Source organism: Myxococcus vastator (assembly GCF_010894475.1).
Lineage (GTDB): Bacteria > Myxococcota > Myxococcia > Myxococcales > Myxococcaceae > Myxococcus > Myxococcus vastator.
In genome coordinates this window covers 29,102-54,680 of record NZ_JAAIYB010000001.1, presented here as the reverse complement: position 1 = coordinate 54,680, position 25,579 = coordinate 29,102, and the positions used below count along the sequence as shown (strand labels likewise).

The following is a 25,579-nucleotide window of genomic DNA, read 5'->3' as shown; positions in this document are numbered from 1 at the left end:
AATTGCCTGGCCAGCCGAAGAAAGGCGCCGAACAGGCAGGCAGCCAGCCAAATTCCGCTGGCGGACGCTTTCTACTCCAGTGCTTTAAGGCACATGTAGCGGCCTGTAGCGGAAATTTTGCCGGACACCCCAAGAGGGTGTATTCCGCTCGTCTGGCCGCTTGCCGGAGTTCGAATGGTCGATAGCACGGACCTCGCGCAGGTCCTCCACGAAGCGAATGACATCGCACAGAGCGTGGTGCAGCGGGTCACCTCCGCCCACGTGCTCCTGGCGCTCTTCACGGTGGAGAACCGTGCGCAGCTGCTGCTCAAGGAGCGAGGCGTGGACGAGGACGCCATCCTCCAGTTGCTGACGGCCGCTCCCGCGGAGCCGGACGGCCTGCTGCGCGAGCTGCGCGAGAAGACCCGGGAGATCGCCACCAACGTGGGCTCCCTGGAGGCGGACTGCCTCCACCTGCTCATCGCCGTGGCCCGGGTGCGCTGCGCGGCCCAGGAGCTGCTGCAGCAGGCCGGGCTGGACCTGGGCGGTCTCATGCGCATGGCGATGTCCTACTTCACCAGCGGCCACATGCCGCGCCGCCTCCAACTGGGCCGCTCACAGAGCGTGGGCCCCCGGCCCGCGAGCCGTCCCCTGGGCGCGCCGCCCTCTCCCCTTCCGGCCTCCGCCGTCACGCTGAGCCTGCCGCGCTCCCGGCCCGGCGCGCCGCCGTCGCCCCCGTCCTTCACCGCGCCGCCGCCACCGCCGCCGCGCTACAGCACGCCCGCGCTGTCGCCGCGCGACCTCATCGACGTGGACGAGGAGCCGGAAGCGCCCGCGCCGCCGCCCGCGCCCGTGGCACGCGCCGCGCCGTCCCCTGCCCCGACGCCCACGGCGGCGCCCGCGGCCCGGTCGGCGCAGCCCGCCTCCGCGTCGCCCGTGCTGGACGCCAAGGCCTACCCGCTGCTCACCTCGCTGGGCCGCAACCTGAGCCAGGCCGCCCACGAGGGCCGCCTGGACCCGGTGGTGGGCCGCGCGCGCGAGGTCGAGGAGGTCATCGACATCCTGGGCAAGCGGCGCACCAACAACCCGTGCCTGCTGGGCGAGCCCGGCGTGGGCAAGACGGCGGTGGTGGAAGGCGTGGCGCAGCGGCTGCTCGAGCTGCGTGGGTCGCTGTCGGAGAAGGTGCTGGTGGAGCTGGACATGGCCACGCTGGTGGCCGGCACGCAGCTGCGCGGCTCGTTCTCCGAGAAGCTCAACGCGCTGAAGGAAGAGGTCCGCCGCGCCGAGGGCCGCGTGGTGGTCTTCATCGACGAAATCCACACGCTGGTGGGCGCGGGCTCCACGGGTGACGGTCCGCAGGACGCGGCCAACGAGCTGAAGACGGCCATGGCGCGCGGCGAGTTCCCCTGCATCGGCGCCACCACGCACGACGAGTACCGCAAGTTCATCAGCACCGACCCGGCCCTGGAGCGCCGCTTCACCGCCGTGGTGGTCAACGAGCCCTCCGTGCCGGAGACGGTGGAGATCCTCCGCGGCATCATTGGCCGCTACGAGGAGCACCACGGGCTGCGCTACACGCCCGAGGCGCTGGAGGCCGCGGCGTCCCTGGCCAGCCGCTACGTGACGGACCGCTTCATGCCGGACAAGGCCATCTCCGTGGTGGACCTGGCGGGCAGCCGCTGCCACCGCGAGGGCCGCGACGTGGTGGAGCCCTGCGACGTGGCGCGGGTGGTGGCCAAGCTCGCGGGCGTCCCCGAGGAGCGCCTGTTGATGAACGACTCGTCACGGCTGCTCCGGCTGGAGCAGGACCTGGCGGAGCGTGTCATCGGGCACTCGGAGGCGGTCACGCGCATCGCCCGGGTCATCCGCCGCAACTACGCGGGCTTCGCGTCGCGCCGCCCCATGGGCAGCTTCCTCTTCCTGGGCCCCACGGGCGTGGGCAAGACGGAGATGGCCCGCGCGCTGGCGGACGTGCTGTTCGGCAACCGGGACGCGCTGGTGCGCCTGGACATGAGCGAGATGTCCGAGCAGCACGGCGTCTCGCGCCTCATCGGCTCGCCCGCCGGCTACGTGGGCTTCGGTGAGGGCGGACAGCTCACGGAGCCCGTGCGCCGCCGGCCCTCGTCGGTGGTGGTGCTGGACGAAATCGAGAAGGCGCACCGCGAGGTGCAGATGCTCCTCCTCCAGGTCCTGGAGGAGGGCCGCCTGACGGATGGCAAGGGGCGCCACATCGACTTCTCCAACACCGTCATCGTCATGACGACGAACCTGGGCGCGGAGGCCTTCTCCCGCACGGGCCGCCCGGTGGGCTTCGGCGCGGACGCCGCGGGCCCCGGGGACGCCATGGACACGGCGTCCTCGGTGGCGCGCAAGGCGCTGCCGCCGGAGCTGTGGAACCGCATTGATGAACGCCTCCCCTTCCGTCCCCTGGCGGAGGTGGAGGTGGCGCGCATCGCCACGCTGCTGCTGGAGGAGAGCAGCAAGCGCCTGGCCACCGAGCGCGGCATCGAATACGTGGCGGGCGACGACGTGGTGGGCCACCTGCTGAGGTCCGGCGGCTTCGACCCTCAGCTGGGCGCGCGCCCCATGCGGCAGATGGTGCAGCGGCTGGTGGAGGGCCCCCTGGCGGAGCGCATCCTGTCGGGTGAGTTCGGCACCGGCGACCGCGTGCGCATCGCGGTGAACTCCGGACAGCTCCACTTCCAGCGCGAGCGATGAGCCCCGGGCCCCGCCGCCGCGCAGGGCCTTCGAAGCGGCGCCCACCCGTCGTGATTGTCGGGATGGGCCGCCTGGGTGGCGCGCTCGGGCTCGCGCTCCAGGCGAAGCGCTGGCCCGTGCGCATCCACTCCCGCACGGAGGAAGGCCGTCAGCGCGCGGAAGCGCTCGGCTTGAAGACGGCCGCTCCCGCGGACTTGAAGCGGGCCCGCGTCATCCTCCTGTGTGTTCCGGACGCGGCGGTCCCCTCCGTCGCCCAGACGCTGTCCGCCACCCTTCCCCGCACGGCCGCGCTGGTGCACACGGCGGGCGCGCTCTCGCTCGCTGCGCTGGGCACGGCCAAGGGGCGGAGCCGCGGCTCGTTCCATCCGCTCTGCGCCGTGTCCTCGCCGCGTGACGCGCTGGCGGGCAGCACCGTGGCGGTGAGCACCCCGTCACGCGCGCTGCGGGACGTGCTGCGCCGCATGGCGGTGGACGCGGGGCTCCGCGTCATCGAGGTGCCAGAAGCCCACCGCGCGGCCTACCACGCGGGCGCGGTGCTGAGCGCCGGGGGCCTGGTGTCGCTGGCGGATGCGGCGGTGGCGGCGCTGGGTGCCGCGGGAATCCCTCCCGCGGACGCACTGGCGGCGCTGCTGCCGCTGATGCACTCGGCGCTGAAGGGACTGGAGACCCGGGGCCTCGCGGGGGGCCTCACCGGCCCTATCGTCCGCGGAGACGCCGGCGTGGTGGCGGCGCACCTGGAGGCGCTCCCTCCGGACGTCGCCCCCCTCTACCGGCTGCTGTCGCGGCGCGCGCTGGGGCTGGCCGGAGACCGGCTGCAGCCCACGTCGCGCGCCGCGCTGGAGCGGCTGCTCAAGCCGTCAGGATGATGGAGCCCTGCAGGGCCTTGCGCACCACGGCCAGGGCCTGCTCGGACGCGGCCTCCGCCTCGGTGAGCCGGCGCAGGGACAGCTCGCCGCCCTGAACCTGCGTCACGGAGCGCTTCAGGTCGGCGAGCAGCGTCAGCGCGGCCTGCAGCATCTCCTTGCCCTGCGGCGACTCGGTGGCGGGCTTGCCGGCCGCCTTCGCCACGTACTCGGTGAAGCGCTGGAGCGTCTCCGCCGTCTTCGCGGGGTCGAACTGCTCCAGCAGCGGCTGGATGCGCGAGGCGTTGATGCGGATGAGGCGCAGCGCGCCCACGCGGCCGAAGCCCGGGTGCACCAGGCCGATGTCACTCATCTCGAACGCGCCCAGCAGGCCCTCATCGGGAGCCTTGTGCGCGTGCGGCACCAGGTCCACGAAGAGCGGCAGCGGGTCCGCGCCCTGGCGGAACATCTCCAGTTCCTCCTCGTCCAGCGGCGGGAAGCTGGCCGGGTTGCCGATGAACAGCAGCGGCAGCACCAGGTCGTGCCAGAAGTCCTCGGGCGCCGAGCCCGTCCCGCCGACGGTGCCGAACAGGTGCGCCATCAGCTCCGCCAGACGCGGCGCGCGCTCGGCCTGGTCGATGAGCGACTTGGTGGTGTCCAGGCGCTGCAGGGACTGGACAATCTGCCCCTCGAACTGCTGGCGCGCCTCGGGCGGCAGCGGCGGCTGGGTGCGGCCCAGCGCGTTGCGCACGTCCCGCGCGAGCCCGTCCGGCTTCGTCTCCAGGGCCGTGGCGGCCTTCTTCGGGTCCAGGACGACGAACTGGAGGAACCCGGGGTCGAACAGGCGCTGGTAGTCCACCGGCGTCAGCTTGGGCGCCTGGCCCCCCAGGGCCTGCGCCGGGTTGCCGCCCAATCGGGCCTGCCCCAGCGAGCGGCGGATGTCCGCGGCCAGGTCCTCCAAGCGGGCCAGCTTGCCCTGCCCCAGCGAGTCCATCACCGCGCCGAACGGCGACAGCATGATGATGGCATCCGGGAAGCCCAGCGTGGCGCCCTCCGGCGAGTCCCGGTTGGGGAACCAGAAGGCCTGGTGCTCCTGGATGAGCCGCAGGGCGAACGCCCCCGCCAGGCCCAGCGCGAGCGTCTGATGCTCCGGCTTGTTCACCTCGAACTGGCCGCCCGTCAGCTGCGCGATGGCGGGTTCAATCTCCGCCCAGGGCGCCTTGAGCAGGTCAACCGGCTTGCCGGTGGCCTGCTCCAGGGCAGCGGCGACCTGCATCTGGGCATTGTGAACGTGCTGCGGAACGGGATGCGCCTGGGTGGCGGGCTCGGACATGGCGGAATCCAGACTCGGAAATAGGGAGGCGACGGGGCCATCCCTTACCGTGAAAATCGCGGTCGTGGCTATGATTTGTGGCCTGTAGGATGGCCCGCATGCCCGCTTCCCGCTGGTGGCTTCGCTGGGCTGTCCTCGCCACCTGTCTCCTGCTGACAAACGGCGGGTGTGCCTTCGTCACACCCCGTTTCCCCCAGAACATCCAGGCCTCGTTCGCTCGGGACGAGATGCGCAAGCTCACGACGGAGTCCCTGGAGCTCTACTACCCCGCCCAGCTCCGGGGCGCGGCCCTGCGCATGGCGTCACGGCTGGAGGGCTGCGTGGCCCGCCTCCACGAGCAGACGTGGCGGAAGACGAAGCGGGACCGGGTGCTCGTCTACCTGACGAGCTCTAACTTCAACAACGCCTACGTCGTCCCAGACTACGCCAGCACGCCCCAGCAGATGGTGATGCCGTCCCACCTGACGCTGGAGCTGTTCCACCTGTTCAACCTGGGCGAGGTGGACGTCGGCGACGTGGCCTGCCACGAGGCCGTCCACTACGTGCAGCTCCAGCAGACGGACGGCGTGTGGGGCTTCCTCAACCTCGTCACTGGCGGCCTGTTCCAACCCAACTCCTATACGGAGTCGTGGTTCCTGGAAGGGCTGGCCACCTACTACGAAGGCCAGTTCGACAAGGACGCGGGGCGGCCGCACAGCCCCATCTGGCGCGGCTGGTACGACTCCGTGGTGCAGGCCACCGGGGGACGGCTGAACCCCGGCTACCTGTCCCCCGAGCAGCGCGCGCTGGACCCGTTCGGCGGCAACTACATCACCGGCATGCACTTCGTGGAGTACCTCGCGGCGCGCTACGGGGAGGCGAAGCTGTGGAAGCTGGTGGATGAACAGGGCGGTTCCCTGGTGCCTCCGCTGGCGGTGACGCTGCGCTTCAAGCGGGTGTACGGGCGGGACATCGGCTCGCTGTTCGCGGAGTACACGCAGTCGCTGCGGGAGAACCTGCGGGTGCGCGAGCGGCCCTCGACGCAGCGGACGTGGGTGTCCGACGCGGGCTATTTCTCCCGGCTGGCCTCGCACGCGGCCAGCGGCGTCACCGCGACGGTGGGCGTGGGCCGGGAGCGCTACACGCGGTTGACGGTGCTGGAGCCGGACGGCCGCGTGCGCTTCGAGCGGCCGTTGGTGGAGCTGCTGCCCGGGCGCCGCTGGGTGCTGGGCTCCCCGACGCTGGTCAGCGGCATGTCGTTCAGCCGCGATGGCGCGTGGCTGTACCTGGTGATGGCCGACCTGAACACGGAAGGGGGCTACACGGCGAAGCTGTGGAAGGTGGATGCGCGCACCGGTGACGTCGTTCGGCTCTGGGACGACGTGAGGGGGATGGGCGGCGGCATCACCCCGGATGAGACGGCCTACGTCTACGTCCGCGTCGATGGGGATTCGGCCAACGTCGCGCGGCTGGATTTGGAGACGGGCACCCGGACGGCCCTCACCGACTTCAGCGCCAGCACCTCCGTGGGGCCGCCCGCGGTCGCTCCGGATGGTGAGCGGGTCGTCTTCCCCCTCTCCGGGGACTCGGGTTGGGACCTGGTGCTGCGGGAAGCGGACGGGCGCCTCCGGTGGCTGACGCGCGATGGGCGCTTCAACTACTCGCCCAGGTGGCTGGACGATGAACGCCTCGTGTTCCTCCGGGAGCACGAGGGACGGCTGCAGGCCCACGTCCTCACGGTGGCGACGCGAGAGGTGGTGCGCATCACGGACGCGCCGCACCTGGTGATGGACGTCCACCCCGTGGGGACCGGGGAAGTGGTGTTCCTCAACCGGGATGGGCTGAACTTCACCATCGACCGTGCCCCGCTGGCGCCGATTGCTCCGGTGGAGCGCACCGAGACTCCGGCATTGGAGTCGGGTCAGGCGGCCACGGCCGCGCCTGCTGAGTCCGATTTCGCAGCGTTTCCCACGCTGCCCTCCCCCGCCCTCGCGGTCGCAGACGCCCTCTCCGCGCTCACGGGCCTCGACAGCCCTGTCGAGGCCCCGCCGGACCCGGGCACGGAGCTTCAAATCCTCTCGGACGAGCCCTACTCGCCGCTGGAGCGCTTCTTCCTCCCCGAGCTCCGCGTGCCCTACCTGCTCGCGGGGACCGACCCCGACAACACGGACGACACGTACGCGACAGGCGGGCTGGCCCTCGCGGGGCAGGACCGGCTCGGCTTCCACGCGTACTCGCTGCTGCTCTCGTTCGACTCGCGAGAAGACGCCCCCAGCCTCTCGCTGGCCTACGGCAACGCGCAGCTCGCGCCCTGGTACGTCCAGGTGTCGGGCGCGTACATCCGCCAGAATCAACGCACGGACCTCCAGGCCACGGCCTTCGCGTCGCGCTCGTTCTGGACCACGCCGGTGACGTTCGGCGTGCTGGCGCTGCGCCGCGAGTACGACGCCACGGACCGCTTCCCCGGGCTCCTGACGCGCATCATCGGCCCGGAGGTCTCCATGTCGTACTTCGCGGGCGACTCCACGTCCTACGGCAGCACGCAGCGAGGCCTGGGCATGACGCTGGCCGCGGGTGTGTATCCCGGTGCCTTCCTCCGGGAGTCCACGATGGGTGACGTCCGGCTGGGCGTCGACGGCTTCACGGGCGGCCTGCCCTTCACGGGGCGCGACAACCTCCGGCTCACCGCGGTGGCCCGGTTCCTCCCTGGAGCGCCGTCCGGACTCCTCCAGGTCGGCGGATTGAGGGCAGGACAAATCTGGTACACCAACCGCGACAGCCAGCAGACCGCGTCCCTGCCCTTGCAACTGCAGCCGGGCATCGCCTTCAGCGAGTACCTCCGCGGCTACGAGGACCTGGAGATTCGCGCCCGCAACGCGCTCATCGGCGCCGCGACGTACCAGTACCGGGTCCCCATCGACTACGGCTGGGCGTCCACGCTGTGGCTCTTCCCGTCCCTCTTCGTGCGCGACGTCGGCTTCGAGGCCTTCGGCTCGCTGGCCCGCACCGACAACCGCGCCAACCACGCGGCCGTGGGGGCCTCGACGCACCTGAACCTCACCTTCGGCCAGGCCGTGCCGGTGTCCCTCTTCTACCAGTACGCCTACCGGTTCGAGCAGGGCCTGGACCACCTGCACCTCATCGGCTTCGGCCTGTGACGGATGGCGGCGCTACGGCGTCCGCGTCAGGCCATAGAGGCCGTGCGCGCGCGCATAGGCAATGGCGCGCGCGGGCACCAGGTCCGACGGGGCCTCGCCGCGCGCGAGCAGGTCGCGAATCAGCGACGACGACACCTCCGCCAGCGGCGGCCCCAGCGTGTTCGGCGCCGGGTAGCCCGCGCGGTTGAGCACCATCACCCGCGACAGCTCCTCGATGCGGTGGAAGTCCTTCCAATGCGGAAGGTCGCGCAGGATGTCGCTGCCGATGATGATGGACCAGCGGATGTCCGGGTGCCGCGCCACCAGCAGGGTCAGCGTGTCCACGGTGCGGCCGGAGAGGCCCGGCTCCTGCTCAATCTGGCTCGTCTTCAGCCAGCCGGACGTCTCCGCGCACAGCGCCTCGCACATGGCGACGCGATGCTCGAAGGGCTCCATCTGCTTGCCGAACGGGTGCTGCCAGGACGGCATCAGCCACACCTCGTCCACGTCCTGGGTGGCATGGACGTAGGTGGCGGCCATGAGGTGCCCCACATGGGGCGGATTGAACGAGCCTCCGAGGAGCGCGACCTGCACGGCGGGCCTCACGTCACTTGAGGGACAGCTTCGGAGACTTCTTCTCCAGAACGATGACCTGGGGCTCCATTATCGAGTGCCCGTCCAGGCGGAACGCGGAGAAGCGCAGGTTCCGGTCCACCTTCTCCAGCAGCGCGCAGGTCTGCTCGGCGGCGCCCACCAGCCGCCCCGGCGTCAGGAAGTAGCGCGGGCCAATCTGCACCACCTTGGGGTCCGGCTCCTTGCCGTGGACGAAGAGCAGCGCGTTGAGCAGGTCATCCCGCGTCAGGTCGTTCTTGTCGTGCACCACGCAGCACAGCGTGTCCCCCATCAGGTCCATGACCTTGTTGTTGATGGAGGGGTCTCTGTACTGGAGCGACTCGCGCTCGGGCACGCGGATGAAGCGCTCCATGACGAGCCGGCGGTCGTCCTCCGAGGCCACGTCCGCCGGAGCCTCCGCGCGCGACGGCGTCCGAGGCAGTGCGTCCTGGCTGCCCAGCCAGTTCGTCACGTCCGCCAGGAAGTCCGCGTCCGAGTACTCACGCCCGCCCCGGCTCTTCTGCCGCCGCCACAGCACCCACTCATCCAGGTCCGTGTAGCGCGCGCCCGCGAAGAGAAAACGCCGCGCCCCCTTGGAGCGCAGCAGCTCGTAGGCCGCGTCGAAGGCTTCGAGGTCCCCATGGCTGTCAGAGAAGACGCCGATCACGCCTCAAGCGTATAGCAGGTAGGACGTCCTGTGACGTGCGAACGTTTCCGTCTGGGCGGAGAACCCCTCCAGCAACCGCTCCAGCGGCCACCCCGCCTCGATGCCTCGGCGCACCTGGTCCGTCCCGCAGAGCAGGTCGAAGGCGGGCACGTCCTCGACGAACTCGTAGGCATCCGCGCGCCAGCCGAACGAGCCCGGGCCAATGTCATGCAGCGCCTGGAAGATGGCGACGCCGGTGCGCAGGGGCTGGAAGGCCTGCCGGTCCGTCACGTGGATGAAGGCGCCGTTGCAGGACTGGCCCGTGTACTTGTCGAACGTCGGCGTGAAGCCCACGGCGCGGAAGGCGACCCCGGGCAGGTCCTCCTTCGCCAGCCGCGCCAGCAGCTGGTCCGTGTCCACCCACGGCGCGCCGAACTGCTCGAAGGGACGGCAGGTGCCACGCCCCTCCGAGACGTTGGTGCCCTCGCCCAGGCACATGCCCGGGTACACCAGCGCGGTGTCGGCGGTGGGCATGTTCGGCGACGGCGAGAGGAAGGGCAGCCCCGTCTCCGACCAGAACTGGCCGCGACGCCAGCCCTCGCACGGCACCACCGTGAGGTCGCAGCCGAAGCCCTCCTGGGCGTTGAAGAGGCGGGCCAGCTCCCCCGCCGTCATGCCGTGGCGGTTGGGCAGCGCGTACAGGCCCACGAAGGAGCGGAAAGCCTCCCCCACCAGGTTGCCTTCCATCGCCACGCCGTTGAGCGGGTTCGGCCGGTCCAGCACGTAGAAGGGCACGCGGGCCTTCGCCGCGGCCTTCATGGCCAGTGCCATGGTGTAGACGTAGGTGTAGTAGCGGCTGCCCACGTCCTGGATGTCGAAGACGAGCGCGTCCAGCCCCTGGAGCGACTCCTGCCGGGGCGACAGCGACTCGAAGGTGGAGCCGTAGAGGCTGTACACCGGAACGCCGGTGCGGCGGTCCTTCGCCTCGTCCACGGCGACCATGTACTGCGCCTCACCGCGGATGCCGTGCTCCGGACCGAAGAGCGCCGCCAGCGTGACGCCGTCCGCGCCCGACAGCAGGTCCGCCAGGTGGCGGAAGCGAGCATCCACGCTGGTGGGATTCACGATGGCGCCCACGCGCTTGCCCTTCAACGCGGAGAAGCCCTGCTCCACCCACACGTCCAGTCCCGTCTTCACCTTCGTCACGGCCGTCCCTTCCTCAGCCAGCCCCGAGGGCCGGCGCATCAACGCCCCTTGAAGCCCTTGAGGGCGCTCTCCGCGGCCTGCTTCGAGTCGCACTTGGACAAGCCGAACAGGCCCGTCCGCGACCCGTCATCGGGCCCACCGTCGGACTGCAGGTCCTCCAGCGCGCTCACCGCCCGCTCCAACTGGAGCCGGCCCACCGTGGACGCGGCATCCGAGCGCACGTCGCACCGCGCATGCGACAGCATCTCGATGAGGCGGTCCTCCGCGGCGCGGCTTCCGGCCTTCACGGCCGTGGAGTAGACCTTCAGCGCGTCATCGGGCTTGCCCGTCGCTTCCGTCAGGCGGCCCAGCAGGAAGTTGCGCCGCCCGGAGTCCTCCTCCTTCATGATGAGGGTCCGGACGTCCTTGGCCAGCGCGGCCCGCTCCTCCTCCGGCGCCCGCTCCACCGCCTTGATGGCGCGCACCGTCTCGTCGCCGCTGAACGCCAGCATCGCCACGCCCGCGAGCACGACGGCCGCGCCCACGCCCACCAGCGCGCGGTGCTTCAGGACCCGCGGCGGAAGCGCCGCCATGCCGCGCGAGACGAGCGAACCGCTCACCGTGCGCGCCTGCCGTCCCAGCTCCGCGGCCTGATGCCCCAGCACCGTGGCACCCGCGGCCGCGCGCTGGCTGATGACCGCGGCGCCCGCCGCGGCCCGCTGGCCCAGCACGGACAAATCCACCTGCGCCCCCGGTGACGAAGCCTCCGCCACGCGGGACAGGGCCAGGTTCCCGAAGGGCGGCGCTGATTCGGCGCCTGGCTCCTCGGCGATGGCGCTGGCGGAGGGGGCCTCCACGCGGTACGGCGCCCGGGGCACGTGGAAGACGCGAATCTTCCCCGGGATGCCCTTCAGCTCGAAGGCGCCCACTTCCTTCGAAGGCACCTCCGCCTTGTTCATCGACAGGTAGACGGCCTCGGTGAAGTACACCTCGCCCGCCTCGGCGATGCCCTCCACCCGGGCGGCGATGTTGACGGGCTCGCCGAAGATGTCGTTCCCGTCCAGCCGCACCTCGCCCACGTTGATGGCCACGCGGACGTGAAGCTGCTCGGGAACCTCCACCGTCCGGTTGTGGTGCCACAGCCGATCCTGGATGGCGATGCCGCTGAGCACCGCCTGGGTGGGCGATTCGAACGTGACGAGGTACGCGTCACCGATGGACTTCACGATGCGCCCGCCAAACGCCTTGAACAGCGGCGCCAGCAGGGCCTCGTGGACCTGGAGCAGGCGCTGGTTCTCCTCCAGCGTCTGTCGGCTGGTCCGCTCGGTGAAGCCCTTGATGTCGGTGAAGACGATGGCGAGGTTGGCGGTCTTCAAAGCCCGCGCAGTCTATGCGCCACCGTCGAGGGTGCAATCGCAACCGCGTACCGCATGACTGCTCGCTGTCAGCGACGAGATGGTTTGAGGTCGCGCATTCGCCGCTTCGGAGGGGCTCCCAGCGACGCGCGGACCCGCTCCGCGAGCTGGGGTCGCCCCGTGCGCATGTAGAAGTCGGCGAGCCGCCGGAGGACCAGCGGACTGGCCGGCTGGAAGGCTCGCGCCGCCAGCAGCTCCTTCTCCGCGTCCAGCAAGCGCTCCTGCTTCTCCAGCACCTCCGCCAGTTGGAGGCGCACCTGCACCCACTCCGGCTTCAGCCGTGACAGGTAGCGCAGGTGCAGCTCCGACTTGAGCAAGTCTCCCAGGTCCCGCCAGAGCGTCCCGAGCCGGAAGCGGGCTTCCTCATAGGACGCGCGCAGTTGGACGGCCCGCTCGTACGCCTGGACGGCCTGCCGGCGGTCATCCCGCTCCTCCCACAACAATCCCCGCAGGTACCAGCCGCGGGGATTATGGGGAGCCTGCTGGAGCGCGGCGTTCAAGTGGGACTCCGCCTGCTCCAGCGCGCCTCCCGTCTTCAACAGGAGCCGGGCCAGCTCCAACCGGGGCAGCTCCCACGCGGGTTGGGCCCGGACCAGGGCCTCCAACGCGGCCAGGGCGCCCGCGTCATTCCCATCCGCTTCCAGGGCCAGGGCCTCCGGGAGCGAAACCACCGTCCGTGACGAGGCCGGTGTCAGGGCGGAAGGCTCCGCTGCGTCGGTCGCGCCCGCCAGCAAAGCCATCAGAATGACCCACCTCATGTGCGGCTGATAGCAGAGCCGACCCGGGCGCCTCAATAGATCCTCTTGACGGCCAAACGGCCGCGCATGAAACCCATGACCGTGCAGATATCGCAAAGAACGCTGGAAGACCTGGGCTTCGCGGATGTGCTCCGCGCGTTGGCGCACCGCTGCAGGACGGAGCCTGGCAGGGAGCGGGTGCTCGCCCGGCCCTTCCTGGACACCCCCGAGGCCGTGGCGGAGGCCCTCGCGCTCGTCACGGAGACGCGCGCGTTGTCCCAGGAGCAGTTCTCCCTCCCCCTGGGCGGCGTGACGGACCTGCGCACGCCCATTGGCCATGCGGCCAAGGGTGGCATGCTGGAGCCCCGCCAGCTCATCGACTCGGCGCAGCTCCTGTTCGCCTTCGTCCGCACCCGCGAGGCGCTGGACGAACGCAGAGCCCGCGTCCCCCGGCTGGTGGAGATTGCCCGCCGGATGCCCTCGCTGGAGCCGCTGGCCCGCCGCATCGACCAGTGTTTCGAACCGGACGGTGAGATCTCCGACCGCGCCAGCCCGGAGCTGCGCGAGGCCCGGGACAGGGCGCGCGGGCTCCACCGCCGCATCAAGTCGCGGCTCGACGAGCTGCTCCACGACGAGGCCTTCCTCCCCAAGCTGCGCGAGAACTACTACACGCTCCGCAACGGGCGGTACGTGGTGCCAGTGGTGGCCAACTACCGCTCGGAGGTGGACGGCATCGTCCACAACGCCAGCCAGACGGGCCAGACGCTCTTCATGGAGCCCCAGGCCATGGTGGGCCTGGGCAACGACCTCGCCATCGCCCAGTCGGAGGTGACCGAGGAGGAGCGCAAGGTGCTCCAGTCCCTGAGCGACCAGCTCGGCCGGGAGTCGGAGCGCATCCTGGAGGGCCTGGACGCCGTGGCGGAGCTGGACGAGGCCGAAGCCGTGGCCCTCCTCGCCGCGGACCTGGCTGCCAGCACGCCGACCTTCGAAAACGTCACCGACATGCAGCTGCGGCAGCTGCGCCACCCGCGCCTGGTGCTCAAGGGCGCCGAGGTGGTGGCCAACGACGTGACGCTCACGGGCGACGCGAAGGCCCTGGTCGTCTCCGGCCCCAACGCGGGCGGCAAGACGGTGACGCTGACGGGCGTGGGCCTCTGCGCGCTGATGCTCCGCGCCGGCCTGCCGATTCCGGTGGCCGAAGGCTCCCGGATGCCGCTGTACCGCTCCGTCCACTCCACCGTGGGTGACGCGCAGAACCTGGAGCAGGGTCTGTCCACGTTCAGCGCGCACGTGGTGATGCTGCGCGACATCATCGGCGCCGTGGGTGAGGGCTCGCTGGTCCTCATCGACGAAATCGCCGCGGACACCGACCCCCGCGAGGGCGCGGCCATCGCCATCGCCGTGCTGGAGGAGCTGATGTCCAAGGGCGTGGTGGTGCTCGTCACCACGCACCTGGAGGAGCTCAAGGCGCTGGCGCACATGGACCCGCGCTTCCTCAACGCGCGCGTGGGCTTCGACTCGAAGCGCATGGCCCCCACCTACCGGCTCCAGATGGGCGCCGCGGGCCAGTCGTCGGCCATCGAGATGGCGGCGCGCGTGGGCCTGCCCCAGAGCGTGTGCGAGCGCGCCCAGGAGCTGTCCGTCAACGCGGGCGGTCCGCTCACCAAGGCGCTGGCGGCGGCCGAGGAGGAGCGGCGCAAGCTCCACGAGGAGCTGGAGCGCGCCCGCGTGGCGGCCCAGGAGGCCGAGGCGCTCCGGGCCGACCTGGAGAAGCAGAAGCAGACCTTCGAGCGCGAGCGCCGCGCCCGGATGATGCAGTTCAACGACGACGTGCACGCGGCCAGTGAGCACGCGGCGGCGGAGGTGCAGAAGCTGCTGACGAAGCTGCGCTCCGAGCAGAGCGAGAAGGCCCTCGCCGAGGCCCGGCAGCAGCTCCAGCAGCGCGCGGACGAAGCGCAGAAGCGCGCCCTGGCCGCCAAGGCGGAGCTGTTCCAGGTGGAGGCCCCTGGCCCGGCCAACCTGAAGGTGGGCGCCTGGGTGCACCACTCGGGGCTGAGCCGCGATGTGGAAATCCTGGAGCTGGCGGACAGCCACGCGGTGGTGTCCGCGGGTGGCGCGCTGAAGATGCGCGTGCCCACCACGGAGCTGTCAGGCGCGCGCACGCGCAAGCCGCAGCAGGCGAAGTTCCCGGAGCGTCAGAAGCAGGACGCGGCGCTCAAGCGCGCGGCCACCGCGGCACCCGCCGAGGTGGAAGCCACGAACTTCCGCTGCGACGTACGGGGCATGCGCGCGGACGACGCGCTGGCGGAGCTGGAGTCCTTCCTGGACCGGGGCATGCGCAGCGGCGAAGAAGCCGCGCTCGTCATCCACGGCCATGGCACGGGGGCGCTCAAGCAGGCCATCCGTGACTACCTGTCCGCGTCGCCGTACATCCGCATGTACCGGCCGGGCGAGGGCCACGAAGGCGGCGACGGGGTGACCGTGATAGCCCTTCGCGCCTGAGCGCACCCGCGATACGGACTGAATCGAAGCGATGCCCTGGTAGCACGAGCCGGGCATCGCTCCGCGCGTGGCGCGGCTCAGGACACGCGCTGGTGCTCCGCGAGCACGTCGTCCAGGGCCTTGGCCTGCAGCTTCACGTCGGGATTCGGGTCCGTCAGGGCTTTCGCGGTGTGAACGCGAGCCCGCGCGGCGTCCGACTTCGCCAGGGCCATGGCCATGAAGAGGTGCGCCCGCGTGTCCTCGGGGTGAGCCTCCAGCACAGGCGTGAGGACCTGTACCGCCCGTGCGTCCTCCTCCCGCTCCAGCAGCGCCATGGCCAGGTCATGCGCCGGACCCGGCTCCGAGGGCGCCCGAGCATGGGCGTGCTCCAGGAGCTCCACGGAGCGTGCGCGCTCGCCCGCCTGATCCAACACCCGGGACAAGCCGTGCATCACCGCCACGTCGCCGGGGGACTTGCGCAGCGCCTCTTCCAGCAGACGGCGGGCTTCGGCCACATCCCCCGCGTCCAACCGGGCCATTCCGTCGCGATAAAGGTCCGTTCCCACTGAGTTCTCCTGGCACCACGCGGTGCGTCGGTCATTTCCACGCAACTTCAAGTCTACAAACTGCGACAAACTGAGAGGAAGCTTTCCCCCGGACCACATCATGCTCGTTCGCAACGCCCCCGTCTCGGCCCGCCGCCCGGCGAACTCCTCCTCGGAGTCGCCCGCCGCGGAAAAGCCCAACGCCGCCGCTGTCCCCGCGGCCATCCACCAGAAGGACTCGTTCAGCAACACGACGACGGCGCTCCAGGCCACGGCGAAGGTGGGCGCGGCGCCCGCGGGCGACCACGGCAAGCTGATGATGGAGTACCTGACCGGCGCCCGCCCTCCTCCGGCGGACTTCGAGAAGGTCATCGGATACAAGCCCTACGCCATCCAGACGCCGCACGGGCAGCGGATGCAGGACCCGCTGGGCTACGCCTCCGTCCCGCTGAAGATTGGCCCGGACAAGGAGTTCGACCCCGCGGCCAAGACGCACGACTACGGCTACGACCTGCTGCGCTACTTCGACAAGAAGGGCACGCCGCTCGGTCCCGATGCGCGCAAGGCCGCCGACGCCCTCTTCCGCAAGGACATGTTCGACTACGCGAACGACCAGAAGGGCTTCCTGGATCGCGTGAAGTACCGCTCCTGGGCGCAGATCTACGCCACCGCGGTGGAGCTGAACTCGAAGCGGCAGGGCAACGGCCCTCCGTGAACCCCGCTTAGGGTTGCCGGGGCACTCGCGGCGCGGAGGCCTTCTCCGCGCCGCTCGACGCGCTCAGGGCGACTCGTAGCGCCGCAGCTTGTCGTACAGCGTCCGCAAGCCAATCCCCAGCCGCTGAGCGGCGCGCTTGCGGTTCCCCGCCTCGTCCGCGATGGCCTGCTCGATGGCCCGTCGCTCCAGCTCCTCCAGCGTCAGGCTGGGGAGCCGGCCCCCCTCCGAGATGGGCGCATCCACCACGGGCCCCGCCGCGCCCGTCGGATCCAGCCACAGGTGCCCAGGCTCCACCACCGGCCCATCCGCGAGGATGGCGGCCCGCTCGAGCGCGTTGCGCAGCTCGCGGACATTGCCGGGCCAGGTGAACGCCTCCAGCCGCGCCACGGCTTCGGGTGACAGGCGCAGCCCCGGGCGTCCCAGCTCGTCGCCGATGCGGCGCAGCAACAGCTCCGACAGCGGACGCAGATCCTCGCGCCGCTCACGCAGGGACGGCAGCCGGATGGGGAACACGGCCAGCCGGTGGTAGAGGTCCTCACGAAACTCACCGCGCGCCATCATTCCCTTGAGGTCGCGGTTGGTGGCCGCCACCCAGCGCACGTCGGCCTCCAGGGTCCGCGTGCCGCCCACGCGCTCGAAGCGGCGCTCCTGGAGGACGCGCAGCAGCTTGGCCTGGAGCTCGGCCTTCAGCTCGCCGACCTCGTCGAGGAAGAAGGTGCCGCCCTGCGCCAGCTCGATGCGGCCGCGGCGCTGGGCCACCGCGCCGGTGAACGCGCCCTTCTCGTGGCCGAAGAGCTCGCTCTCCAGGAGCGTCTCCGTCAGCGCCGCGCAGTTGACGGCCACGAAGGGCCCATCAGCGCGCTCGCTCCACTGGTGCAGGGCCCGCGCCGTCACCTCCTTGCCGGTGCCGCTCTCCCCCACCAGCAGCACCGTGGCCTGCGTGGGCGACACCTTCCGCAGCGCCTCCACCACCGGGTGCATGGCGGGAGCGCCCCAGCTCAGCTCCACCGCGCCCGCGGACTGCCGCGCCTGCGTCTTCCAGTTGAGCAGCGCGCGCCGCTCCAGGGCCCGGGCCACCGTCAGGCGCAGCTCGGCGGGGCTGCCCACCGGCTTCAGCAGGTAGTCGAAGGCGCCCGCCTTCATCGCCGCCACGGCGCTCTCCACCGTGCCCACGGCGGTGAGCACCACCACCTCCACGTCGGGCTGCTCCTCGCGCACCTTGCGCAGCAGCGTCAGCCCGTCCATCCCCGGCATCCGCAGGTCCGTGAGCAACAGGTCCACGCCCTGCCGCGCCATCAGCCTGGCGGCCTCTTCGCCGTCGGCGGCCATCGTCACCGAGTGCCCTTCGTACTCCAGCGCCTCGGCGAGGAACGAGCGCACGCCCTCTTCGTCATCCGCCACCAGGATTCGCGCCATGGCTCAGGCTCCTCTCGCGGGCACGGTGAGGCGGAACTCCGCGCCGCCGCCCGCATGGCTCCGCGCGCTCACCGTGCCGCCATGCAGCTCGACGATGCGGCGGGTGATGGCCAGCCCCAGGCCCACGCCGCGGACGCGTCCCGTGATGAAGGGCTCGAAGATGCGCTCCTCCTCCCCCGCCGCGATGCCGGGCCCATGGTCCTTCACCGTGAACACCAGGGACGTGTCCCGCCGCTCCACGGTCGCCTCCACGCGCTGGCCTTCGGGGCTGGCCTGGACGGCGTTGCGCAGCACGTTCTCCAGCGCCTGCTGCAACCGGCCCGCGTCCAGGGGCCAGGGCGTACGGTCCGGCAGGTAGTGCGCCTCCACCCGCGTCGCGCCGGTGCTCTCCACCGCCGCGCGGAGCACGTCATTGGGGTCCGCCTCCACGCGGCGCAGCTCACCGCTGGCCACGAAGCCCAGCAGGTCGTTCATCAACTGCTCCAGCCGGACGGCCTCCGACACCACCCGGTCCGCCTTGGGCGCCAGGACGGCGTCGCGCTCCACGCGCTCGGCGAGCAGTTGCGCATGGCCCTTGAGCGAGGCCAGGGGATTGCGCAGCTCATGCGCCAGCACCGCGGACATGGTGCCCAGCGCCGCCAGCCGCCGGCCGCGCTCCAGCTCCTCCGACAGCGCCTCGCGCTGCGCCAGCAAGCGGGAGAAGGCGAAGGCCAACACCAGGATGCCCACGCACGAGGCCACCGCCACGCCCAGCAGACGCCGCGAGCGCGACTCCAGCTCCAGGGCGGTGAGCGGCGCGAACTCGTAGACCATGCGCAGGTGCTTGCGCGGCTCCTGCGACGCCCCCTGCTCCGACAAGGCCCGCACCTCCTGCTGCGTCAGGGGGCCGTACGCGGGCCGAGGACGCCGGATGCGGTGGACCAGGCGCGCGCGCGCCCCTTCGACCACCAGCGGCGCGCCCTCCTGGAACAGGAGCCGTCCCAGCTTCCCCTCTCCGGCCGACGCCAGCACCCGGTCGTCCTCCATGACGGCCACGTAGCGCAGGCCGCCCTCCATGTGGGACGCCAGGAAGGCGTTCAGCGCGGAGAGGTCCGGCAGGCCCTCCGCGTCGCGGAAGGCCTCGAAGCCGGCCACCATGATGACGTTGGCCATGCCCCGGGCCACCAGGGCGGACGACTCCATGGCCGTGTTCCGGATGAACAGCGCCGCGGACATCAGCACCGCGCACATGAGCACCGCCGCCACCCAGGGCGCTCGAGGCCCAAGCGGCCGCCACCAGCGAGCGCCGCTCATCGCCGTCCTCCGCCGCGGGGACTCCAGCTCCATCGCACACCTCCACAGGCTGCGAACTCTGCATGCGGAGTGCGGAATCCGCACCCTCTTCTGTCGGCAACGCGCGCCTTGGGAGCCGTCGGTCGTCCGAGCATGAGCGGGGGCATGAGGCGTTCTCCTGGGGGTGGAGGGCGGCCACGAGGCCGCTGGCAGAGCGGAGGAGCAGGCGCGCAAGCTCGGCGCGCCCACCTGTCGCCTCCGCCCTGTGCAATCACGGGGCCCAGGCCCGCTGTTCAGGCTCGCGCGCGTGGGCCCCAGGGAGCCTCCGAGGCGTGCATGCGGAGATGGCCGGCCTCGCATGCGGAATCCGCACTCGCGCTGCGGTTCCCGCAGCCCCGGCGCCACCTTTCCTCCACATTTCAGGGAGTTGGACCGTGGCAAGGCACATGCAGTGGTCCGGCTTGCGATGAAAAACGCACAGACACCGTGGTGGAAGCGGCAACCCTACCGGATGACGGCCCTGGCCCTGGGCTTCCTCGGGCTGGTGACGGCGCCCGGCGTGGGTCTGGCCCAGGCGACGATGACAACGGTCTCCCTGGAGGAGGCCATCGCCCGGGCGATGAAGACGAGCCCCCAGGTGGCGCAAGCCGCCGGGGCGGTGCTCACGACAGGGGCCGCCGAGCGCAGCGCGTTTGGTGCCTACCTGCCCAACCTGTCCGCGAACGCGAACGGCTCGCTGGCCAGCAGCCAGCGCCTGGACCCCAACACGGGCGTGGTGTTCAACGCGCCCAGCGACACGTACAGCGCCGGCGTGTCGGGCTCGTGGAACGTCTTCACCGGTGGCCAGCGCGGCGCCACCAGCAAGCAGGCCCAGGCGCGCTCCAGCGCCGCGCGGGCCGGACTGATTGCGCAGCGCGCGTCCGCGGTGCTCGACGTGGAGCGCTCCTACTACGAAGTCCTCCGCGCCGGGGGCCTGGAAGAGGTCGCCGTGTCCCGCATCGAGCGGGCGAAGCAGAACGCGGAGGCCGCGGATCGGCGACTGGCGGTGGGCTCGGCGACGCGCTCCGACGTGCTGCGGGCGAAGTACGACCTTACCTCCGCGCAGGAGGCGCTGCTCTCCGCGCAGACCCAGCACGCCGCGGCGGCCCTGTCGCTGGGCCGGCTCATCGGCGAGGATGGCCCGGTGGACGCCGAGCCGTTGGAGCTCCAGGACGTGTCCACCTTCGCGCTCACCGACGAGGCGCTGACGGACGAAATCACCGCCCAGGCGCCGTCCATCCAGGCCGCGGAGGCGGACCTGCGGGCGGCCGAAGCCAGCGTGAAGGTGGCCCGGTCGTCCTACCTGCCCACGGTGCGGCTGTCCGGCGGTTACGACTGGTTCAATGACGAACCCGCCTTCAACGGCGGCCGCACGAGCTGGTCGGTCCGGATGGGCCTGTCCTACCCCATCTTCGACGGCTTCGTTCGCGAGGAGCGCGTGGTGAATGCGCGGACGCAGGCGTCGGTGGCCCAGGCCACGCTGTCGGATACCCGGCGCGTGCTGCGCTCGAGCGTGGGCACGTCCCTGAACCAGCTCAAGCTGGCGTCGAACCGCATCGCCCTGGCCACCGAGTCCGTCGCGGTGGCCCAGGAGGACCTGAAGGTGCAGCAGGAGCGCTACAAGCTGGGCGCCACGACCATCATCGAGCTGCTGACGTCCCAGGAGAACCTGGTGACGGCGGAGATCAACCTGGTGGCCTCCCGCTTCGACTACCGGATTGCGCGCGCGGAGCTGGAAGCGCTCGCGGGGAGGCCGCTGTGAGCACGTCCACCAACACCCAGCAGCAGGCGGGCGCGGGCCCGGCGCGGGACATCTCCGACGTCATCATCCGCGTGGAGGGCCTGCGCAAGGACTACACGATGGGCTCCGAGGTGGTGCGCGCGCTGCGCGGCGTGGACCTCACCATCCGCCGCAACGAATACGTGGCCGTCATGGGCCCGTCCGGCTCCGGCAAGTCCACCTTCATGAACCTCATCGGCTGCCTGGACGTCCCCAGCGACGGCCAGTACTGGCTCAACGGCCAGCCGGTGGCGGGCATGTCGGAGAACGCGCTGGCCCGCATCCGCAACCGCGAGCTGGGCTTCGTGTTCCAGAGCTTCAACCTGCTGCCCCGCGCCTCCGCGCTGGACAACGTGGCCCTGCCGCTCATCTACGCGCGCATGCCCAGGAAGGAGCGGCGCGAGCGCGCGGCGGCGATGCTGGACAAGGTGGGCCTGGGCGCGCGGATGGACCACCGGCCCAACGAGCTGTCCGGTGGCCAGCGTCAGCGCGTGGCCATTGCCCGCGCGCTGGTGACGCAGCCCGCCCTGCTGCTGGCGGACGAGCCCACGGGCGCGCTGGACAGCCGCACGGGCGAGGAGATCATGGCCCTCTTCGGCGAGCTGCACGGCCAGGGGCAGACGCTCATGGTCGTCACCCACGAGGCGGACATCGCGGCGCATGCGCGGCGGGTGCTGTTCCTGAAGGACGGCGTCATTGAGCGGGACGAGCGGAATCGGGACTGAATTTTCGCCACGCGCGCTGCGTGGGACAGGGAACGGGAGGTCGTCGTGAGCAAGACGAAGAAGTGGATCATCTCAGGCAGCGCGGCGCTCCTTCTCGGCGCGGGGGTGTACGTCACCCAGCGCGGCGAGGAGCCCCAGACGAACGAGCGCTCGGCGGCGGTGGCCGTGGTGGAGCGCCGGGACATGGAAGTGGTGGCCGAGTCCGCGGGCCTGGTGGAGCCGCTGCGCGTCGTGGAGGTGAAGTCCCAGGCTTCCGGTGAAGTGCTGAAGGTCCACCACGACACGGGCGATACCGTGGCCAAGGGCACGCTGCTGGCGGAGATCGAGCCGCGCGACGTGCAGAACGCGCTGGCGCAGGCCCAGGCCGACCTGGAGTCCGCGCGGGTGCGGCTGAACACGACGGAGGCCCAGCGCCAGCGCATGGAGACGCTGCGCAAGGACGGCTACGTCACGCAGCAGGAATACGAGACGGCCGTGGACGCGTCCGCGACGGCGCGGGCCACCAAGGTGCGGGCGGAGACGAACCTCCAGCTGGCGCGTGAGCGCAGCCGGGACGTCACCATCATCGCGCGCAGCCCCGGCACCATCCTGGAGCGGACCATCCAGCCGGGCGTCATCATCGCCTCCGCCACCAACAACGTGTCCGGTGGCACCGCGCTGTTCAAGATGGCGGACCTGTCGGTGATGCAGGTGCGCGCCAAGGTGGACGAGACGGACGTCGGGCAGATCAAGCCCGGCCAGAAGGCGCGCGTCACCATGGAGGCCTACCCGGGCCGCACCTTCATCGGCGAGGTGGTGAAGATTGAGCCGCAGGCCCTGGTGGAGCAGAACGTCACCCTCTTCCCGGTGCTGGTGCGGATGGACAACCCGGACGGCCTGCTGCGGCCGGGCATGAACGCGGAGGTGGCCATTGAAATCTCCCGCCGGCGCAATGCCCTCACCGTGCCCAACAGCGCGGTGGTGGGCGTGCGGGATGCCCGGACCGCGGCCGCCGCGGTGGGTGTCTCCGAAGAAGCGCTGCGCGCGGTGATGCGGCCGCCGGGAGCTCCGAGCACCCCGAGCGCGCCGTCCGGAGCGACGACGGTGTCGGCAGTGGGAGAGGCTGGCGTGGGCGCCACCGCCGCGGTGGGAAGCGGCGCCGGGCCGGGCGCGGTGCCCGCCAGGGGCCAGGGTGGCATGGGGGAAGGCCAGGGCGGCGGAGGCCCGGGCCGCGCGGGCCGCCGGGCTCGCGAGGAGGTCCAGGGCGCGACGGACACGCGGCAGGGCGTCGTCTTCGTGCAGGGCCCCACCGGCCCGCAGCCCCGGCGCGTCACCCTGGGGCTGAGCGACTGGGAGAGCACGGAGGTGGTGAGTGGCCTGGACGAAGGCGAGGAGGTGGTGCTCATCACGGTGGCGAAGCTCCAGCAGCAGCAGCAGCAGAGCACCGAGCGGATGCGCCAGCGGACGAGCGGCGTGATTCCCGGCGCGGGTGGTGGCCCGCGCGGACGGCCCTAACCCCCACGCCAACGAGGAGGACACGTCATGGGTGAAATCATCCGGGTCGCATTCGATGCGGTCCTCGCCAACAAGCTGCGGTCGCTGCTGACCATGCTGGGCATCGTCATCGGCATCGCGGCCGTCATCACCATGGTCGCGCTGGGCGAAGGAGCGCAGCGCTCGGTGGCCCAGCGGCTCCAGGGGCTGGGCACCAACGTCCTCACGGTGCGCCCGGGGCAGGCCTTCACGGGCGGCATGATTCGCGCCCAGGCGTCGATGACCATCGACGACGCGGAGGCCCTTCGGGAGAACGCGCGCCACATCCAGGCCGTGGCGCCGGAGATTGAATCGCGCTTCCAGGTGGAGCACGGCGCGAAGAACGCGAACCTGTCCGTCGTGGGCACCTGGCCGGACTACTTCCGCGTCAACCAGGGGGAGATTGCCACGGGCCGGCTCTTCACGGACGCGGAGGACAAGGGCCGCCGCCGGGTGGTGGTGCTGGGCGCGCTGGCGGGCGCGCAGCTGGGCCTGACGGACACCGCGTCCCTGGCGGGCGAGTCCATCCGCATCCGGGGCATTCCCTTCGAGGTCATTGGCGTGCTGGCCGAAAAAGGCGCGCAGGGCTTCAACAACCCGGATGAGAGCCTCTACATCCCGCTGTCGACCGCGCAGTTCCGTGTCATGGGCAGCGACCGCATCCGCTCCATCGCCGTGCAGGCCGTGAGCGAGACGTCCATGGACGACGCGATGGCGGAGATAGACCAGAAGCTCCGGCGGGAGCACCGGCTGCGCCCGGAGCAGCCCGCGGACTTCAACATCCGCGACCAGGCCTCGCTGCTCAACACCATGCAGGAGACGACGCAGACGTTCTCCCTGCTGCTGGCCGGCATCGCCGCCATCTCCCTGCTGGTGGGAGGCATTGGCATCATGAACATCATGCTGGTGTCGGTGACGGAGCGGACGCGCGAGATTGGCCTGCGCAAGGCGCTGGGCGCCACCGGCATGGACATCATGCTCCAGTTCCTCGTGGAGTCGCTGGTGCTGTGCCTGGCCGGAGGGACGCTGGGCCTCATGCTGGGCATTGGCGGCGCTGCGATGCTCCAGCGCATGGCGGGCTGGACGGTGGTGGTGGCGCCCGAGGCCATCGTCGTGGCCATCGCCTTCTCCGCGACAGTGGGCGTGTTCTTCGGCATCTGGCCGGCGCGGCGCGCGGCGAGCCTCGCGCCCATCGAGTCGCTCCGCTACGAGTAGCCAGGGCCGGGGTGGTTTCGGGCGCCTGTCCGTCTGCCGAGGAGGCGGCGGGCACGGCGCCCGGTCCCGCGTCAAGCGCTCCCCTTCCGGGCCAGGACTGCACAGGGTGCACATGTTTGCGGGCCTGACTCGAGGAGGGACGACATGGCGGATGGCAAGCGAATCGCGTGCATCGTGGGCAGTGGCTTCGAGGACTCCGAGCTGCGAGTCCCCTACGACAAGCTGCGCAAGGAGGGCCACGAGGTGGTCCTCATCGGGAAGAAGGCCGGCGAGGAAGTCGTGGGCAAGCAAGGCAAGGAGAAGTTCCGCGTGGACCGGAGCATCGACGACGTCCAGGTGCAGGACTTCGACATGCTGCTCATCCCCGGCGGGCACTCGCCCGACAACCTCCGGGCCGACGAGCGCTTCGTCCAGTTCGTGAAGGCGTTCGACGACCGCGGCAAGCTCATCGCGGCGGTGTGCCACGGGCCCCAGCTCTTCATCTCCGCGGACATCCTGGACGGACGGACGCTCACCGCGTGGACGACGATTCAGCATGACCTGCGCCATATCCCCAATGTCCAGGTGAAGGACGAGGCGGTGGTACGGGACGCCAATTGGATCACCAGCCGCAAGCCGGACGACCTCGAGGACTTCAGCCGCGCCATCATCGAGGACCTGAAGGCCGCGGGCGCCCGAGGTGAGCGCGAAGCCCGCACCTGACCTGGCGTCCTACTTCCGGCCGCTGAGGATGTGCTGGAGGAGCTGACGTGAGATTCGGAGCAGCTTCGCGGCTCCGCGCACGCTCCCGTCGGACTTCGCCAGGGCCTCGTCCACCAAGGTGTCGCGGACGAGGCTCTCGAAGCCGTGCAGCGGCACCCGGCCCGCGCTCGCCCGGAGCGCGGTGACCAGGTCGGGTGGGCGCGCCAGCGTCTCCAGCCAGACGGCCTCCAGCCGCGCGAGGTCCAGCGGCTTGGGGAGGAAGGCACGCACGCCCGCCTGCGCGAGCTGGAAGGCCTGCTCCGCCGTCGCCGTCCCGCTGATGGCGATGACATGCGGCAGCGGCTCCAGCGCACGCAGCGGCGCCAGCAGCTCGATGCTCTCCCCATCCGGGAGGCTGACATCCAGGATGACGGCGTCGGGCGCATCATGCTGGAGGACCTGACGCGCCGCGGCGAGCGAAGCCGCATGGGTGCACCGCTCGACGCGAGCGCGCAGCGCCTCCTCGATCGCACGCGCCAGACGCGAGGCGTCCTCGACGACCAGGAGATGTCGGACCCGCCCCACCCATGGCAACCTACCATGAATGTCTTTGAG

20 protein-coding genes are annotated in these 25,579 nt (G+C 71.1%); 10 read left to right on the top strand and 10 right to left on the bottom strand.

Annotated elements, in window-relative coordinates; translation table 11 throughout:
• Positions 1-174 precede the first annotated feature (174 nt).
• Positions 175-2,697, top strand: coding sequence for an AAA family ATPase (locus G4D87_RS00235; protein ID WP_163777069.1), 2,523 nt, complete (start codon positions 175-177; stop codon positions 2,695-2,697).
• Positions 2,694-3,563 carry a Rossmann-like and DUF2520 domain-containing protein gene (locus tag G4D87_RS00230; protein ID WP_338044868.1) on the top strand — a complete coding sequence of 290 codons (870 nt, stop codon included), beginning with the start codon at positions 2,694-2,696 and terminating at the stop codon, positions 3,561-3,563. The genes G4D87_RS00235 and G4D87_RS00230 overlap by 4 nt, the downstream gene beginning before the upstream one ends.
• Here the strand turns inward: G4D87_RS00230 and G4D87_RS00225 are convergent.
• Positions 3,547-4,872 (bottom strand): hypothetical protein, encoded by a 1,326-nt coding sequence (locus G4D87_RS00225; protein WP_163777065.1) that lies wholly within the window; start codon positions 4,870-4,872, stop codon positions 3,547-3,549. The two genes, G4D87_RS00230 and G4D87_RS00225, sit on opposite strands and share 17 nt — an antisense overlap.
• A gap of 98 nt (positions 4,873-4,970) precedes the next feature.
• On the opposite strand from G4D87_RS00225, the gene G4D87_RS00220 reads away from it, so the two are divergent.
• Entirely contained in the window at positions 4,971-8,009 is a 3,039-nt protein-coding gene (locus G4D87_RS00220) for a hypothetical protein (protein ID WP_371928465.1), read from the top strand.
• Positions 8,010-8,021: 12 nt separating this feature from the next.
• On the opposite strand, the gene nadD is transcribed toward G4D87_RS00220, so the two are convergent.
• The 5 genes from nadD to G4D87_RS00195 all read right to left on the bottom strand — a co-directional run bounded on the left by nadD (position 8,022) and on the right by G4D87_RS00195 (position 12,604).
• On the bottom strand, positions 8,022-8,594 hold the full coding sequence (nadD, locus tag G4D87_RS00215; protein ID WP_163777062.1) for a nicotinate (nicotinamide) nucleotide adenylyltransferase: 573 nt from the start codon (positions 8,592-8,594) through the stop codon (positions 8,022-8,024).
• Position 8,595: 1 nt separating this feature from the next.
• Positions 8,596-9,267: a hypothetical protein gene (locus G4D87_RS00210; RefSeq protein WP_163777060.1), complete on the bottom strand. Its 672-nt coding sequence runs from the start codon at positions 9,265-9,267 to the stop codon at positions 8,596-8,598.
• A 3-nt stretch (positions 9,268-9,270) separates the two neighbouring features.
• Entirely contained in the window at positions 9,271-10,491 is a 1,221-nt protein-coding gene (locus tag G4D87_RS00205) for an exo-beta-N-acetylmuramidase NamZ family protein (protein ID WP_163777058.1), read from the bottom strand.
• Positions 10,491-11,807 carry an adenylate/guanylate cyclase domain-containing protein gene (locus G4D87_RS00200; protein WP_163777056.1) on the bottom strand — a complete coding sequence of 439 codons (1,317 nt, stop codon included), beginning with the start codon at positions 11,805-11,807 and terminating at the stop codon, positions 10,491-10,493. The genes G4D87_RS00205 and G4D87_RS00200 overlap by 1 nt, the downstream gene beginning before the upstream one ends.
• A 68-nt stretch (positions 11,808-11,875) precedes the next feature.
• Entirely contained in the window at positions 11,876-12,604 is a 729-nt protein-coding gene (locus G4D87_RS00195) for a tetratricopeptide repeat protein (protein ID WP_163777054.1), read from the bottom strand.
• A 75-nt stretch (positions 12,605-12,679) separates the two neighbouring features.
• On the opposite strand from G4D87_RS00195, the gene G4D87_RS00190 reads away from it, so the two are divergent.
• The gene (locus G4D87_RS00190) at positions 12,680-15,085 is read left to right on the top strand and encodes an endonuclease MutS2 (RefSeq protein ID WP_163777089.1); all 2,406 of its coding nucleotides are present in this window, start codon (positions 12,680-12,682) and stop codon (positions 15,083-15,085) included.
• A gap of 77 nt (positions 15,086-15,162) precedes the next feature.
• Here the strand turns inward: G4D87_RS00190 and G4D87_RS00185 are convergent, their stop codons facing one another.
• Entirely contained in the window at positions 15,163-15,699 is a 537-nt protein-coding gene (locus G4D87_RS00185) for a tetratricopeptide repeat protein (protein WP_163777052.1), read from the bottom strand.
• A 31-nt stretch (positions 15,700-15,730) separates the two neighbouring features.
• Between G4D87_RS00185 and G4D87_RS00180 the strand changes: the two genes are divergently transcribed.
• A complete protein-coding gene (locus G4D87_RS00180) occupies positions 15,731-16,324 on the top strand; it encodes a hypothetical protein (RefSeq protein ID WP_163777050.1) in 594 nt (197 codons plus the stop codon).
• A 63-nt stretch (positions 16,325-16,387) separates the two neighbouring features.
• Here the strand turns inward: G4D87_RS00180 and G4D87_RS00175 are convergent, their stop codons facing one another.
• Both G4D87_RS00175 and G4D87_RS00170 read right to left on the bottom strand, forming a co-directional pair.
• Positions 16,388-17,740, bottom strand: a complete 1,353-nt coding sequence (locus G4D87_RS00175) for a sigma-54-dependent transcriptional regulator (RefSeq protein ID WP_163777049.1) — start codon at positions 17,738-17,740, stop codon at positions 16,388-16,390.
• Between the two features lie 3 nt (positions 17,741-17,743).
• Entirely contained in the window at positions 17,744-18,985 is a 1,242-nt protein-coding gene (locus tag G4D87_RS00170; RefSeq protein WP_163777087.1) for an ATP-binding protein, read from the bottom strand.
• Positions 18,986-19,523: 538 nt separating this feature from the next.
• Here G4D87_RS00170 and G4D87_RS00165 point away from each other — a divergent pair.
• The 5 genes from G4D87_RS00165 (at position 19,524) to G4D87_RS00145 (ending at position 24,985) form a co-directional block, all read left to right on the top strand.
• Positions 19,524-20,813 (top strand): TolC family protein, encoded by a 1,290-nt coding sequence (locus tag G4D87_RS00165; RefSeq protein WP_163777086.1) that lies wholly within the window; start codon positions 19,524-19,526, stop codon positions 20,811-20,813.
• Complete coding sequence (locus G4D87_RS00160; RefSeq protein ID WP_163777047.1) at positions 20,810-21,556, top strand: ABC transporter ATP-binding protein; 747 nt, start codon at positions 20,810-20,812, stop codon at positions 21,554-21,556. Before G4D87_RS00165 ends, G4D87_RS00160 begins: the two co-directional genes overlap by 4 nt.
• Positions 21,557-21,601: 45 nt before the next feature.
• Positions 21,602-23,050, top strand: coding sequence for an efflux RND transporter periplasmic adaptor subunit (locus G4D87_RS39880; protein ID WP_163777045.1), 1,449 nt, complete (start codon positions 21,602-21,604; stop codon positions 23,048-23,050).
• 27 nt (positions 23,051-23,077) lie between these two features.
• Positions 23,078-24,283, top strand: coding sequence for an ABC transporter permease (locus tag G4D87_RS00150; protein WP_163777043.1), 1,206 nt, complete (start codon positions 23,078-23,080; stop codon positions 24,281-24,283).
• A 144-nt stretch (positions 24,284-24,427) separates the two neighbouring features.
• Entirely contained in the window at positions 24,428-24,985 is a 558-nt protein-coding gene (locus G4D87_RS00145) for a type 1 glutamine amidotransferase domain-containing protein (RefSeq protein ID WP_163777042.1), read from the top strand.
• A gap of 9 nt (positions 24,986-24,994) precedes the next feature.
• Here the strand turns inward: G4D87_RS00145 and G4D87_RS00140 are convergent, their stop codons facing one another.
• Positions 24,995-25,549: a response regulator gene (locus G4D87_RS00140; protein WP_240357885.1), complete on the bottom strand. Its 555-nt coding sequence runs from the start codon at positions 25,547-25,549 to the stop codon at positions 24,995-24,997.
• Positions 25,550-25,579 lie beyond the last annotated feature (30 nt).

What these genes read in the sequence shown, in the direction of transcription:
- G4D87_RS00165 (WP_163777086.1), top strand. Translation starts at nt 19,524, where the DNA reads ATGACGGCCCTGGCCCTGGGCTTCCTCGGGCTGGTGACGGCGCCCGGC.
- G4D87_RS00205 (WP_163777058.1), bottom strand. Translation starts at nt 10,491, where the DNA reads ATGCGCCGGCCCTCGGGGCTGGCTGAGGAAGGGACGGCCGTGACGAAG.
- G4D87_RS00190 (WP_163777089.1), top strand. Translation starts at nt 12,680, where the DNA reads ATGACCGTGCAGATATCGCAAAGAACGCTGGAAGACCTGGGCTTCGCG.
- G4D87_RS00230 (WP_338044868.1), top strand. Translation starts at nt 2,694, where the DNA reads ATGAGCCCCGGGCCCCGCCGCCGCGCAGGGCCTTCGAAGCGGCGCCCA.
- G4D87_RS00225 (WP_163777065.1), bottom strand. Translation starts at nt 4,872, where the DNA reads ATGTCCGAGCCCGCCACCCAGGCGCATCCCGTTCCGCAGCACGTTCAC.
- G4D87_RS00235 (WP_163777069.1), top strand. Translation starts at nt 175, where the DNA reads ATGGTCGATAGCACGGACCTCGCGCAGGTCCTCCACGAAGCGAATGAC.
- G4D87_RS00220 (WP_371928465.1), top strand. Translation starts at nt 4,971, where the DNA reads ATGCCCGCTTCCCGCTGGTGGCTTCGCTGGGCTGTCCTCGCCACCTGT.
- G4D87_RS00145 (WP_163777042.1), top strand. Translation starts at nt 24,428, where the DNA reads ATGGCGGATGGCAAGCGAATCGCGTGCATCGTGGGCAGTGGCTTCGAG.
- G4D87_RS00180 (WP_163777050.1), top strand. Translation starts at nt 15,731, where the DNA reads ATGCTCGTTCGCAACGCCCCCGTCTCGGCCCGCCGCCCGGCGAACTCC.
- G4D87_RS00150 (WP_163777043.1), top strand. Translation starts at nt 23,078, where the DNA reads ATGGGTGAAATCATCCGGGTCGCATTCGATGCGGTCCTCGCCAACAAG.
- G4D87_RS00175 (WP_163777049.1), bottom strand. Translation starts at nt 17,740, where the DNA reads ATGGCGCGAATCCTGGTGGCGGATGACGAAGAGGGCGTGCGCTCGTTC.
- G4D87_RS00195 (WP_163777054.1), bottom strand. Translation starts at nt 12,604, where the DNA reads ATGAGGTGGGTCATTCTGATGGCTTTGCTGGCGGGCGCGACCGACGCA.